Here is a 13,043-nt window from a genome sequence, read left to right as displayed (position 1 = left end):
TCATGCGCTATCTAAGCGCGCTTGTTTTCTCCTCTCTGGCGTTTCCCGGTAAGCGTGTTCTTTTTGCTTCGCACGAATACTTTTAGTTTCACGTCGATGACGCGATTGAAACATTTCGTCGAAGCTGAAATTTCTGCAAGCGCCGCGACCGTCATCGGATCGTAACGAACGTCCCGAGAGGTCCTGGCGCCCCTTTGCGGGGCGCCAGCCATGATTTTTGTGCAGCGCGATGATCATGATCGTGGCGCCTCTGCGGCGCCCGAAGGTCGTCTCAGGGGACGACGACGGCCCGTCCGGCCCGCTTGCCGTCGGCCGAGCGGGCCCGCACCTCGACCTTGCCGGCGACCGGCGCGTCGGGCGCATAGGACCGCCAGGCGCCGCCATCGACCCGGTACTCGATCGGCAGGCCGGGGAACTCGACATTGGCCCGCAGCCGGCCGTTCTCGACCACCGCGCCGACGGTCGGGATGCGATAGGCCACGCCGGCCGCGTCCAGCCGCGCCAGCTCGCGCCCGCCCAGCAGGTTGGCGAAGGCGGTCCAGTCGGCGTCGCGCCGGGCCCGCATCTCGGCGGTAAAGGCGCCGGTCGTCGGGTCGTAGGCCTTGCCGGGCGTGTAGGGCGTCTCCCAGTTGGCGCCGTGCCAGGCCCGTTCGGCCAGGGCCAGCATCCGCGGGAACAGCATGTAGTCGACCTGGCCGTCCGAGCGGATGGTCTCGCTCCACAGCTGGCCCTGCAGGCCGCTGAAGCGCACGCCGGGCTCCAGCGGGTGGTCGTCCTTCGAGGCCTGGGCCTTGCCGCTCAGGTCGGGCCAGAATTCGGCGTGGGCCGGCAGGTTCTCGGGCATGAAGTCGAAGACCTTGCGGGTGTCGGTGGCGCGCGAGGGCCAGTCGTAGCCGCGTTCCTTGGGATCGGCGGCCTGGGGGCTGTCGAAATAGAGGACCTCGGGCGTGGAGATCACCACCTCCCAGCCCTGGTTGGCCTGGAGGTGAGCGCTGGCGGGTCCCTCGCCGGCCAGCGAGCCCCAGTTGTTGGAATGGACCTTGGCCGGCATGCGGTCGGGCTGGGCGTGGCTCATGCCGTCGCTCCACCCGGCCACCACCACGCCCCGCGCCGCCAGCAGGGCCGAGACCTTCTCGATGAAATGGCCGCCCAGGTCGGCCGGCTTGATCCCGGTCCTGGCCTCATAAGCGGCGCAGGCCGGCGAGGCGCTCCAGGCGCCCGGCGTCTCGTCGGCGCCGATGTGGTAGCGGGTCAGCGGCTGGCCGGCGGCGGCGTGCAGGGCGGCCATCTCGTCCACCACCTTGCCGAGGAAGGCGTAGGCGCTGTCCAGGCAGACATTGATGGTGTTGTCGCTGTAGTGCTGGATGCTGCTGTAGACGGACTTGTTCTCGGCCTCGCTCAGCAGGTAGCGGCCGGCCTCGGCCTCCGGCGCCCCCTCGGCGCGCAGGCGGGCCGCCCTGGCCTCCATCGCCTTGATCGCCGCCCGCGAATGGCCTGGCATGTCGAACGACGGGATCACCTGGATGTGGCGCGCCTGGGCCGCACGGACGATCTCGATGTAGTCGGCGCGGGAATAGAAGCCGTTGACCGGGGTCGACGGGTCCGGCCCCGAGCCCAGCTGCGGCAGCAGACAGGTCCGCTCGGTCAGGTCGTGGCAGCGGCGCGAACCGATCGTGGTCAGCTCCGGCAGGCCTGCGATCTCGACCCGCCAGCCCTCGTCGTCGGCCAGATGCAGGTGCAGGCGGTTCAGCTTGTAGGCCGCCATCTGGTCGAGGATGGCCAGGATCTCGGCCTTGGAGTGAAAGTTGCGGGCCACGTCGACGTGCAGGCCGCGGAAGTCGAAGCGCGGGGCGTCGTGGATGGCCAGCAACGGGACCGTTCGCCGGGCGTCGACCAGCTGGGTCAGCGACGCCAGGCCGTTGGCCGCGCCTTCGGGGTCGGAGGCGACGATCGCGACACCGTCCGCCTTGATCGTCAACAAGTAGCCGCCGGCCGCCAGCTTCTCGCCGGGCGCCAGCCGGATGCGCAGCGGGACGCCGCCGGCCGCCTCGGCCGCGCCGGCCTTGGCCAGGGACGCCAGGTCCGCAGCCAGGGCTGCGCGCGGCAAGCCGCTGGTCGAGACCTTCACGCCGCGCGTCAGGTCCAGTTCGCCGCCGCGCGGGTCCAGCCGGGTCCTCAGCGGCGTGGGCAGAACGGCGGCGCGCGGGATCGGCCGGAGACTGGCCCCGGCCGCGGCGTTGACGGCGTAGACCCTGGGCGCGGTGGCCCACACCGTCGCATCGGCCGCCGAACCGCCGGCCAGCCGGGCCTCGTCGGTGAACGGCGCGACAAAGGGCAGGCCCTCCAGGCCGGTCTCGGGATCGACCACCGGCCGGGTGCTGACGATGGTGCGCGCCGCCACGCCTTCGGCCGCGACGTAGGCGTTGGGCATCGGATAGAGTTCGGACAGCTGGTGACCTTCCAGCTTCAGCGGGATGCGAACCGGGCGGCCGGCCGCGAAACCGCCGAAGGCCGCCGTCGGCGTCAGGCGATAGAGGTCGCCGTTGATATGGCTCAAGGCGAAGGCGTCGCTGTCGGCCCGCAGTATGGGCGTGACACTGCTGAAATACAGCGACCAGCCGGCGGCGGGCGTGTCGGCTGCGGTCAGGGTCAGCTCGGCCAGGTGGCAGCCCAGCGCGGGCGCGCAGGCGGCGGGGCCCGGGCGGTTGTCGAGCACCTGGTAGCGCACGTCGAGCGTGGCCGCGAAACGATCGAGCTCGCCCTGGGACGGCTGGGCGTGGGCGGCGGCCGCCAGGAACGTCGAGGCGATCAGCGCGATCAGGCGTCGTGGCATGAAGCCTCCAGGATTTGCAGACCTGCCCAGACGGGCTATCAGCTTTCGTTCCCCGATGTGAACCTGCTGGCCTGCGTACAGGGGCCCTACCGCCGGCAAAAAGTGGATGTCACCGGTGTCATGATCCGTGGTAGCCAATCCGCCGAGCGCGAGCCCAACCGCGCCGGAGGAAACCCATGGATCACCTTCACCTGGATCGCCGCGGCCTGATCGCCGGCGCGGTCCTCGCCTTGGCCTCGGGACCAGCCCTGGCCGCCGCCAGACCCGGTCCCGTGGTCGCCACCATTTACGGCAAGGTGCGCGGCGCGGCCGGAGACGGCGTCCAGGTGTTCAAGGGCGTGCGCTACGGGGCCGACACGGGACCATTGCGCTTCATGCCTCCCCAGCCACCCAAGCCCTGGACCGGCGTGGTCGACGCCCTGGCCTATGGCGCGGCCTGTCCGCAGGGCAAGGGCGAGGACGGCGAGGCGCTGAGCGAGGACTGCCTGTTCCTCAACATCTGGACCCCCGCCAAGGCGGGCAAGAGCGGCTTGGCCGACGGCCAGAAACGCCCGGTGATGGTCTATATCCACGGCGGCGCCTACAACACCGGCTCGGGCGCCAGCCCCTGGTACGACGGGACCAAGCTGGCCAAGCGCGGCGACGTGGTGGTGGTCACCGTCAACCACCGCCTGAACGCCTTCGGCTATCTCTATCTGGCCCGCCTGTTCGACCATCCGAGCGTCGCCGACAGCGGCAACGCCGGCCAACTGGACCTGGTCCTGGCCCTGCAATGGGTGCGCGACAACATCGCCGCGTTCGGCGGCGATCCGGGCAAGGTCATGCTGTTTGGCCAGTCCGGAGGCGGCGCCAAGATCGCCACCCTGATGGCCATGCCGGCCGCCAAGGGCCTGTTCCACCGCGCCGCCACCATGAGCGGCCAGCAGGTCACCGCCGCCGGCCCGTTCAACGCCACCAAGCGGGCCAAGGGCTTCGTCGACAAGCTGGGGATCAAGGACCTGGCCGCCCTGCGCGCCCTGCCCGCCGACCAGTTCCTGGCCGGGCTCAAGGCCGTCGATCCGATCGCCGGCAGCGGCGGGGTCTATATGGGCCCGGTGCTGGACGAGCGGTCGCTGACCCGCCACCCGTTCTTCCCCGACGCCGCGCCCCAGAGCCTGGACGTGCCGATGATGTGCGGCAACACCCACGACGAGACGCGCGGCTTCGTAGGCTACGACAAGAGCCTGACGGAGCTGACCTGGGAACAGGTGGTCGAGAAGTTGCCGGCCCAGTTCAACGCCCGGATCGACATCGACCCGGCCACCGTGGTGGCGGCCTATCGCAAGATCTATCCGCACTACTCGCCCTCGGACGTGTACTTCGCGGCCAGCACGGCGGGCCGCTCGTGGAAGGCGGCGATCATCCAGGACGAGGAGCGGGCCAAGGCCGGCGCCCCGGCCTGGGCCTACCAGCTGGACTGGCGCGCGCCCAAGGACGGCGGCGTCTGGGGCGCGCCCCACACCCTGGACATGCAGCTGGTGTTCGGCAATTTCGATGCGCCCGGGGTGATCACCGGCTCGGGCCCCGACGCCGTGGCCATGCACGAGCGCCTGGCCGACACCTTCGTCGCCTTCGCCCGCACTGGAAACCCCAATAACCCGTCGATCCCGGCCTGGGAGCCCTACACCCTGCCCAGGCGCCAGACCCTGGTGTTCGACAACACGACCCGGATGGAGGACGACCCGCGCGGGGCGGAACGCGAACTGTTCAACAAGGTCCCGTTCACCCAGTTCGGGACCTAAGTTCCTCCCCCTATGGGGGAGGCGATCGCGCAGCGATCGTTGGGGGGGGGGGGGAGGGATAGGATCGTCGCCCAGGGATCCGGCAAGCGGCCGAATACTCCCCCCACCGTCGGCTGCGCCGACACCTCCCCCACAGGGGGAGGACCTTCTACTTCGCCGCGTCCATCAGCCCCGCGAAGCGCTCGAACAGGTACAGGCTGTCGGTCGGGCCGGGCGAGGCTTCGGGATGGTGCTGCACCGAGAACACCGGCTTGTCGGCTAGGGCGATGCCGGCGTTGGTGCCGTCGAACAGCGAGACGTGGGTCTCGGTCACGGCCTTGGGCAGCGAGGCGCTGTCGACGGTGAAGCCATGGTTCATCGAGACGATCTCGACCTTGCCGGTCGTCAGGTCCTTCACGGGGTGGTTGGCCCCATGGTGCCCCTGCTCCATCTTCACCGTCTTGGCGCCCACGGCCAGGGCCAGCATCTGGTGTCCCAAGCAGATGCCGAACACCGGCTTGCCGCTCTGGACCAGCTTCTGGATCTCGGGCACGGCGTAAGCGCCGGTCGCGGCGGGGTCGCCCGGACCGTTGGACAGCAGCACGCCGTCGGGATTGCGGGCCAGGATGTCCTCGGCCTTGGTGTCGGCCGGCACCACCGTGGCGCGGGCCCCGACATGGGCCAGGGCGCGCAGGATGTTGCGCTTGACGCCGTAGTCGAGGACCACGACCTCGTACTTGGGCTGGTCCAGCTTGGCGTAGCCCTCCGGCCACGACCACAGGCCCTCGTCCCAGGTGAAGGTCTGGGTGGTCGAGGCGTCCTTGGCCAGGTCCAGCCCTTCCAGCCCGGCCCAGGCTTTGGCCTTGGCGACCAGGGCGTCGAGGTCGAACTCACCGGTCGGCGAGTGGGCGATCACGCCGTGCGGCATGCCGGTCTCGCGGATCTTGCGGGTCAGGGCGCGGGTGTCGACGCCCGCCAGGCCGATGACGCCGCGGCGCCGCATCCAGGCGTCGAAGTCGCTGTTGGCGCGCCAGTTGGCCGCATCGGTCGGGACCTCGCGGAACAGGACGCCGCGGGCGGCCGTCTCGGCCCCGCCGCTCATCTGCTCCAGATCCTCCAGATTGGTCCCCACATTGCCGACGTGCGGGAAGGTGAAGGCGACGATCTGGGCCATGTAGGAGGGGTCGGTCAGGATCTCCTGATAGCCGGTCATGGCGGTGTTGAAGCAGACCTCGCCGACCGCGTCGCCAACCGCGCCGCAGCCGACGCCCTGCAGGATCGTGCCGTCGGCCAGGGCCAGGACACCGGTGACGCCGGGGAGAAGGTCTTGGGACATCTCGGAAGCGCCTCCTAAACGCAGGGCCAGAACAGGCCGGTCATTGTCGCAAAAAGGCGGGCCAGGAGTAACCCCTGCCCGCCGCGCAAACGGCGGCGTGTCTAGGGGGGTATGGCAGGGGGGTCAACCCCTTCGATCGCGGGAGTCGAAGCGTGGCCCCACATTCCCGTGATCACCCAACAAGCCCCCTCGCGCGGGGAGCCCCAAAGCCCCTATGCTGGAAGGGTTAAGCGCCACAATCAGCATAAGAACATCGGGAGGACGGCCCATGCTCGAACTGCGCCCCAATTGCGAGTGCTGCGATCGCGACCTGCCGCCCGACAGCCCGGACGCGCGGATCTGCACCTTCGAATGCACCTTCTGCGCCGATTGTGTGGAAACGCGATTCTCCGGGGTCTGTCCCAACTGCGGCGGCGACCTGTCGGCTCGGCCGATCCGGCCCAGCGCGGCCCTGCATCGCTTCCCAGCTTCGCTGAAGCGCGTCTACAAGGCCCACCCGGCCTGCGCCCCCGTGCGCCCGCCGCCCCAGGAAAGGCGACCGCCGCCTGCGTGGGCGTGACGGCTCTTCAAGGCGCGGCTTCGGCGCCACAGCTGGAACAACTTGTCGCGGGGCTGCGTCCGTTCGCGCGATCGACGCATTAACCCCTTGAGGCTCATGGTCGAGCTTCAAAGGAGTTGGTCGCATGAACCCGCCGGTCGCCCGCATCGCCCCCATCGTCACGGATTGGTTCGGCCTGGTCGATGCTGGGCTGCGCCTGCTCTTGGCCGCCGCGGCCCCGATCAGCGCCGTGATCTTCGTGACACAGAGCTTCTAAATCCGAGCCCGATTCAAAAAACCTATCTTGGCCTTGGGAACGTCGGGTAGCCGACATCGTTTGGCTGAGCATGGGCGGGGGCGCCCTAATTGTGCCTGTGGCTTTTCATGTCCAATTCCTATGACGATCGTTTCGAAGAACCGGCCTCGGCCGTGTCCGCGAATCTGACCGAGCAGATGCTCCACCTGACCAATCGGTTCGAGCAAGAACGCCTCAAGCTGGAGGAGCGGACGTTCCGCGTCGACGGCGGCGACGAGTTCGAAGGCGCCGGCGAGGAAGGCTGACCGCACGCCGCGTCTTGGCCTGAGGCGGCGACGCGGCGTATCACCGGGCGAGATCCGGAGAGCTTTCCATGCCCGTCACGACCGTCGGCATCGACGCCGACGACACCCTTTGGCACAACGAGACCCTCTTTCGCCTGACCCACAAGCGGTTCGTCGAGCTGCTGGCCCCCTATGGCGACGAAGCGCAGATCGACGCCAGGCTGGCCGAGACCGAAAAGCGTAACCTGCGGCTCTATGGCTACGGGGCCAAGGGCTTCACCCTGTCGATGATCGAGACGGCGATGGACCTGACCGACAGCCAGGTCAGCATCGGCGTGATCCGCCAGATCCTGGCGGCCGGGCGCGAGATGCTGACCGAGCCGGTCGAGCCCCTGCCCGGCGTGGAGAAGGCCCTGGCGCAGCTGTCCCAGCGCTACCGCCTGGTGCTGATCACCAAGGGCGACCTGCTGCACCAGGAGCAGAAGCTGGCCGGCTCGGGCCTGGGCGATCTGTTCGCCGCGGTCGAGATCGTGTCGGAGAAGGACGCCGACACCTATCGCCGGGTGTTCGCCCGCCATGGCTCGGGACCGCAGCAGGCGGTGATGGCCGGCAATTCGGTCAAGTCCGACATCATCCCCGCCCTGGACGCGGGCGCCTGGGCGGCCCTGATCCCCTACCCGCTGGTCTGGGCGCACGAGGCGGCCGCCGCGCCGAAGGACCACGCCCGGTATGCGGAGCTGGGATCGATTTCGGAACTGCCTGCGTGGGTCGACGGCCTGGCCTGAACCCTCCCCGGAAGGGTCTAGGGCTGGCGGGCCTCGACCAGGCCGTGGCCATAGAGGTCGTCGGGGCCCGGCGCGCCCAGGTCCACGGCCTGGGCGGCGAGGCGCGCCACCGCCCGCTGGGCCGCCGCCGGGTCGGGAACGGCGAGCAAGCCCGCCAGCCGGCCGGCCACCACGGGCGCGGCGTAGGAGGTGCCCCGCACGCTGGCCGGACGTCCTCCGGGCGCGGCGACCTTGACCTCGGCCCCATAGGCCGCGAAGTCGATATGAGCCGCGCGGCCGGCCTCGGGCAGCAGCCGGCGCCGGCGGTCGACGCCGGTCACGGCGATCACCCCCGGATAGGAGGCCGGGTAGAGCGCCGGCGCGGCCGGACCGTCATTGCCCACCGCCGCCACGATCAGGCAGCCCCGGGCCAGCAGCGCCTTGACCGCCGCTCCCAGCGCGCCGTTCGGCGGCCCCACCAGGCTGATATTGACCACCGGAACCCGGGCCTGGGCCATCCAGGTCAGGGCGCCGACGATCGCGGAGGCCGAGCCTCCGGCGGGTCCCTTGCCGTAGACGTCGGCGACCAGGATCCGATCGACGCCCGTGGCGGCGAGCAGCGAGGCGGTGGCCGTGCCGTGGGCGCTGGGCCGCGCCCCGCCGTCCGCGAAGCCGCGCTGCTCCAGCTGGACGCGGGTGAACACCGGCTGGTCGGCCGCGACGCCGCCATCCAGCAGGCCCGCGCGTCCTCCGCCGCCTTGGGCGGCGACCGGGCCGGCGGCCGAGGTCGTCAGGGCCGCGCCCAGTCCGGCGTCGGCATAGACGTGATTGAAGTCGTAGTCGCCGCTGGGATCCAGCTCACGCAGCCGCTTGACCGCCGCCCGGGCGCTCAGGCCCTTGGGCGGCGTCAGGGTCACCAGGGACAGGCCCAGCTCGTCGGACCGCGCCTGGCGGGCCACGGCGAAGCCGGCCGCCGTGATCTTCGCCAGGGCCTCGGGCGTCGGCGAGACGGCCAGCACCTCGCCGCGCACCACCGGTTGCCCCTGGTCGTCCAGCTCCAGCGCTCGGGGATGGGCCCGGACCAGGTCAGCCAGCCGGTCCAGGCGCGCCGCGGCCAGGGCGTCCGGCGTCAGGCGATCAGCCAGGGCGTCGACGTCGCGCGTCAGGCGGTCGGCCAGCGGCAGTTGCGGCAGCGGCAGCCCGGTCCGGCCGACCACGGACGACGGCGAAGGCAGCAGTTGGGCGTCGGCGGGCGCGCCGCCCAGTGTCGCCAGGCCGGCCAGGATCGGGATCAGGGCGTCACGAAGGCGCATGGCGGTTAGAGGCTTCCTCGGCGAACGAAACGTCACAATGGCCGCATCGCGGCCCGCATGAAATAAGTTTAGGCTCAGGGATTAAACGTCCCCGGCGATACGTTTCTTCCATAGGACGAAGGCGAACCTTGGATTCCTTCCAGACGGAGATGCTGACCCTGCTGCCGCGCTTGCGCCGGATGGCGCGGGTCCTGGCCTGGGAGCCGGCGGACGCCGACGACCTGACGCAACTGACCGTCGAGCGCGCCCTGCTGCGCCGCGACCAGTGGCGCCCCGGTACGCGATTGGACAGCTGGATGTTTCGGATCATGCGCAACGCCTGGATCGATGAAGCCCGCGCCCGCCAGCGCCATGGCCGCGTCCTGGCCCCGCCCGAGGCGGGCGCCGCGGCGGCCGACCCCAGCGCGCCCTCTCTGGAGGCGCGGCTGGGGGCCTCGGCGGTGGAGCGCGCCCTGGACGCCCTGCCCGAAGACCAGCGCGTCGCGGTCGCCCTGGTGCTGATCGAGGGACTGTCCTACCAGGAGGCCGCCGACAGCCTGGAGGTGCCGATCGGCACCCTGACCAGCCGTCTGGCCCGGGGCCGGGCCACATTGCAGACTGCGTTGATCGACCAAGGAGCCCAGCCATGACCGTTCCGGACGAAGAGGTCTTCGCCTTTGTCGACGGCGAGCTGCCCCCCGAGGACATGGCGCGGATCGAGGCGGCCATGGCCACCGACCCGCAACTGGCCCTGCGCGTCGAGACCCAGCGCGCGCTGCGCCGGCTGCTGTCGGGCGCCCACGCCGGGGTCATGCGCGAGACGCCGCCCCAGGCCCTGAGCGCGGCGATCGCCGCCAAGCCGCCGCCCGCCTCCAGGCCGGCCGAGGTGATCGCCTTCCCTGGAGCCAAGGGCAAGGCCAAGGAGAAGGCCAGGCCGCGCGAGCCCAAACTTCCCAAGCCGCCTGGCGCGGCGGCGCGGGGCGTTCCCGCCTGGATCGGCCTGGCCGCCTGCCTCGTCGCCGGCCTGGTGATCGGCCGCATGGCCGCGCCTCCGCCCGTCACCCTGAACGGGGGCGACGACCCCGCCCCGATCGCCGCGGGCCCCTTGGCCCAGGCCCTGAACAGCCAGAGCGCGGGCCAGGCCGCCGGCCCCGTGCAGGTCAAGCTGTCGTTCAAGACCGCGTCGGGCGTCTATTGCCGGACGTTCCAGGCGTCGGGCCGCTCGCCGATCGCCGGCGTGGCCTGTCGGGATCCGGACGCCTGGCGCGTGCGGGCCGTCAGCCCAGCCGGCCCCGGTCCGGCCGGAGACTATCGCATGGCCGGCTCGGAGACGCCGGCGGCCATCCTGGCCGCGGTCGACGCGATGATCGCCGGAGCGCCGCTGGACGCGGCCGGCGAAACCAAGGCGCGGGCCGCCGGCTGGAAACCCGCGCCTGACGCCGAAAAGGGAGGGGCCGCCCCCCGGTAAGACCGGAGGGCGGCGGGTCCGGACCCGCGCAGGGGGGAATGCGGGATGAGCCCGGACCGGCTCGCGCCGACGGGACGAACGTCCGTCCTAGACCTTCATGTCCAGGAGGGCGCCCGTCATCTCGTCGGCCGTCTTGATGACGGCGGCGTTGGCCTTGAAATCGGTCTTGGCCGAGACCTGTTCGACGGCCTCGTGGGCCAGGTCGACCTTCTGTTCTGCCTGGCTCTGCTCCAGGCCCCAGGCGGCGGTGCGCTGGGCGCTGGCGCTGAGTCGGTCGGCCGCGGCGAACATGCCGGCGGCGGCGGTGTTGAGGACCTGCACGCCCATCTCCCTGGTTGCCAGGCCAATGTCGGGCGCGCCGGTTAATCGGCCTTAAGCAAAGACGGTGAAGTTATTCGGTTAACCGTCGAATCCAGGGGGACGCCTAGACGCTGATATTGACCAGCGTCCCGGTCAGTTCGCCGGTCGCCTGGGCCAGGGCCGCGCCGGCGGAGGCCGTCATCTTGGCGTTGGTCTGGGCCACGGCCAGTTGCGTAAGGTCGACCGGCGGGGCGCTCTGCGCGGGGGCGGCGGACCGCTGGAGGCCGGCGCTGGGCCGGTTGGCGGGAATCTGCACGAGGTCTTCCTTCGAGGTCCTCGCCAGCTTCGTCCCGAACCCTTAAGCGCGCTTGACCAGAGACGGTAAACGCGGCCGCGACTGAGATAACGCGTTCTTTCGGCATCGTTTTTTCGCGAAGATTACAAAACGTTCAGGTCGCGAAATCTCGACAAGCCGAGCGGGGCTGGCCAAGGTTCGGGCTTGCACGGGCCTCGCCCGTATTTGGAGCCTGCCTTGATGCCGTTCTCCCGTCGCGCCGCCCTCGCCGGCGTCGCCCTGCTGTTGACCGTCCAGCCCGCCTTCGCCGCGACCGCCAAGCCCAAGCCCGCCGCCGCCGCCAAAGCCGCCGGCTTCACGCCCTCGGCCGACGCCATCAAGGCGCACATGGCTTTCCTGGCTGACGACCTGCTGGAGGGCCGTGAAGCCGGCACGCGCGGCTACGACATCGCCGCCCAGTACGTGGCCTCGCAATACGCGCTGATGCACGTCAAGCCGGCGGGCGACGACGGCTCCTACCTGCAGCAGGTGCCGCTGACGGCGTACCGGGCCGCCAACGAGGGCGGCGTGTCCTACACCGGCGCGGACGGCAAGTCCGGCGCCCTGGTGTTCGGCGAGGACTACCTGCCCTCGGCCCAGGCCCGCCAGGCCGAGACCTCGATCACCGCGCCTCTGGTCTTCGTGGGCTATGGGATCGTCGCCCCGGAACGCGGCCGTGACGACTATGCGGGGCTGGACGTGAAGGGCAAGATCGTCGTCGTCCTCAGCGGCGCCCCCAGCGGCCTGCAGACCGAGATCCGCGCCCACTACAGCAACACCAACGTCAAGCGGGCCGAAGCCGCCCGGCGCGGCGCGGTCGGGGTGCTGACCCTGCCGACCACCAGCTACGAAAAGCGTCGCCCCTTCGCGCGCAACGTCGGCAACTACCAGGAATGGAAGATGACCTGGAACGACGCCCAGGGCGCAGCCTATGTACGCGGCGCCGAGGCGCCGGGCCTGGCCAGCCTCAGCTTGAAGGGCGGCGCCAAGCTGTTCGCCGGCGCGCCGACCAGCCTGGACGCGGTGCTGGCCGCGGCCGAGACGCCGGACGGCGCGGTCAAGGGCTTCGCCCTGCCCGCCAACGTCACCGTCCAGCTGAAGACCGAGATCGAGAGGCGCCAGAGCAGCAACGTCGTCGGGCTGATCGAGGGCTCGGACCCGACGCTGAAGGCCCAGACGATCATCCTGTCGGCCCATCTCGATCACCTGGGCATCCACGGCAAGGACGCCGACAAGATCAACAACGGCGCCCTGGACAACGCCTCGGGCGTGGCCACCCTGCTGGAGGTGGCGCGCGGCTTCAAGGAAGCCCGGACCAAGCCCAGGCGCTCGATCGTACTGCTGGTGGTTACGGCAGAGGAGAAGGGCCTGATCGGATCGGAATATTTCGCCCACAATCCAACCGTGCCGAAGGCCGGCATCGCCGCCGACGTCAACCTGGACATGCCGATCCTGCTGTACGACTTCCAGGACGTGGTGGCCTTCGGCGCCGACCGCTCGTCGATCGGCCCGGCCGTGGCCCGGGCCGCCGGCCGCGTCGGCATCGGCCTGTCGCCCGATCCCCTGCCGGAGGAGGGGCTGTTCACCCGCTCGGACCACTATCGCTTCGTCGAGCAGGGCGTGCCGTCGGTGTTCCTGATGACCGGCTTCAAGAACGGCGGCGAGAAGGGCTTCAAGGACTTCCTGGCCACCCACTACCACAAGCCCAACGACGACCTGAACCAACCGATCAACTACCAGGCCGGGGCCCGCTTCGCCCTGGTCAACTACGAGATCGCCCGCGAACTGGCCGACGCCCCGGCCCGCCCCAGCTGGAACAAGGGCGACTTCTTCGGGACCCTGTTCGGGAAGAAGTAGGAGCGACGGGGACAGGATTGG

14 protein-coding genes are annotated in these 13,043 nt (G+C 70.4%); 8 read left to right on the top strand and 6 right to left on the bottom strand.

Annotation, left to right across the window (positions count from 1 at the left end):
• Both G3M57_RS03780 and G3M57_RS03775 read right to left on the bottom strand, forming a co-directional pair.
• The gene (locus G3M57_RS03780) at positions 1–237 is read right to left on the bottom strand and encodes a hypothetical protein (protein ID WP_156402274.1); all 237 of its coding nucleotides are present in this window, start codon (positions 235–237) and stop codon (positions 1–3) included.
• Between the two features lie 34 nt (positions 238–271).
• Entirely contained in the window at positions 272–2,833 is a 2,562-nt protein-coding gene (locus G3M57_RS03775; protein ID WP_163228811.1) for a family 20 glycosylhydrolase, read from the bottom strand.
• Between the two features lie 176 nt (positions 2,834–3,009).
• On the opposite strand from G3M57_RS03775, the gene G3M57_RS03770 reads away from it, so the two are divergent.
• Entirely contained in the window at positions 3,010–4,614 is a 1,605-nt protein-coding gene (locus G3M57_RS03770) for a carboxylesterase/lipase family protein (protein WP_163228809.1), read from the top strand.
• Between the two features lie 148 nt (positions 4,615–4,762).
• On the opposite strand, the gene carA is transcribed toward G3M57_RS03770, so the two are convergent.
• Complete coding sequence (gene carA, locus G3M57_RS03765) at positions 4,763–5,929, bottom strand: glutamine-hydrolyzing carbamoyl-phosphate synthase small subunit (RefSeq protein ID WP_163228807.1); 1,167 nt, start codon at positions 5,927–5,929, stop codon at positions 4,763–4,765.
• 268 nt (positions 5,930–6,197) lie between these two features.
• Between carA and G3M57_RS03760 the strand changes: the two genes are divergently transcribed.
• The 4 genes from G3M57_RS03760 (at position 6,198) to G3M57_RS03750 (ending at position 7,792) form a co-directional block, all read left to right on the top strand.
• Positions 6,198–6,488: a DUF1272 domain-containing protein gene (locus G3M57_RS03760; protein WP_056758877.1), complete on the top strand. Its 291-nt coding sequence runs from the start codon at positions 6,198–6,200 to the stop codon at positions 6,486–6,488.
• Between the two features lie 124 nt (positions 6,489–6,612).
• The gene (locus G3M57_RS27705) at positions 6,613–6,744 is read left to right on the top strand and encodes a hypothetical protein (protein WP_269141730.1); all 132 of its coding nucleotides are present in this window, start codon (positions 6,613–6,615) and stop codon (positions 6,742–6,744) included.
• A 107-nt stretch (positions 6,745–6,851) separates the two neighbouring features.
• Positions 6,852–7,028, top strand: a complete 177-nt coding sequence (locus G3M57_RS03755) for a hypothetical protein (RefSeq protein WP_163228805.1) — start codon at positions 6,852–6,854, stop codon at positions 7,026–7,028.
• A gap of 68 nt (positions 7,029–7,096) precedes the next feature.
• Positions 7,097–7,792, top strand: coding sequence for an HAD family hydrolase (locus G3M57_RS03750; RefSeq protein WP_056758870.1), 696 nt, complete (start codon positions 7,097–7,099; stop codon positions 7,790–7,792).
• Between the two features lie 17 nt (positions 7,793–7,809).
• On the opposite strand, the gene G3M57_RS03745 is transcribed toward G3M57_RS03750, so the two are convergent.
• The gene (locus G3M57_RS03745; protein ID WP_082564647.1) at positions 7,810–9,084 is read right to left on the bottom strand and encodes a S8 family serine peptidase; all 1,275 of its coding nucleotides are present in this window, start codon (positions 9,082–9,084) and stop codon (positions 7,810–7,812) included.
• Positions 9,085–9,212: 128 nt separating this feature from the next.
• Between G3M57_RS03745 and G3M57_RS03740 the strand changes: the two genes are divergently transcribed.
• Both G3M57_RS03740 and G3M57_RS03735 read left to right on the top strand, forming a co-directional pair.
• Complete coding sequence (locus G3M57_RS03740; protein ID WP_188916207.1) at positions 9,213–9,713, top strand: sigma-70 family RNA polymerase sigma factor; 501 nt, start codon at positions 9,213–9,215, stop codon at positions 9,711–9,713.
• Positions 9,710–10,531, top strand: a complete 822-nt coding sequence (locus tag G3M57_RS03735) for an anti-sigma factor family protein (RefSeq protein WP_056758867.1) — start codon at positions 9,710–9,712, stop codon at positions 10,529–10,531. The genes G3M57_RS03740 and G3M57_RS03735 overlap by 4 nt, the downstream gene beginning before the upstream one ends.
• Positions 10,532–10,618: 87 nt before the next feature.
• Here G3M57_RS03735 and G3M57_RS03730 read toward each other — a convergent pair whose 3' ends face one another.
• On the bottom strand, positions 10,619–10,858 hold the full coding sequence (locus G3M57_RS03730; RefSeq protein WP_056758864.1) for a flagellar basal body rod C-terminal domain-containing protein: 240 nt from the start codon (positions 10,856–10,858) through the stop codon (positions 10,619–10,621).
• Positions 10,859–10,955: 97 nt separating this feature from the next.
• On the bottom strand, positions 10,956–11,147 hold the full coding sequence (locus G3M57_RS03725; protein ID WP_056758862.1) for a hypothetical protein: 192 nt from the start codon (positions 11,145–11,147) through the stop codon (positions 10,956–10,958).
• Positions 11,148–11,366: 219 nt separating this feature from the next.
• On the opposite strand from G3M57_RS03725, the gene G3M57_RS03720 reads away from it, so the two are divergent.
• On the top strand, positions 11,367–13,022 hold the full coding sequence (locus G3M57_RS03720) for a M20/M25/M40 family metallo-hydrolase (RefSeq protein ID WP_163228803.1): 1,656 nt from the start codon (positions 11,367–11,369) through the stop codon (positions 13,020–13,022).
• Positions 13,023–13,043: the final 21 nt, after the last annotated feature.

Origin of the sequence: Caulobacter rhizosphaerae (genome assembly GCF_010977555.1) — a bacterium.
Classification (GTDB): domain Bacteria; phylum Pseudomonadota; class Alphaproteobacteria; order Caulobacterales; family Caulobacteraceae; genus Caulobacter; species Caulobacter rhizosphaerae.
Note: the sequence above shows the minus strand (reverse complement) of the source record. Positions and strands in the feature narration are given on the sequence as shown.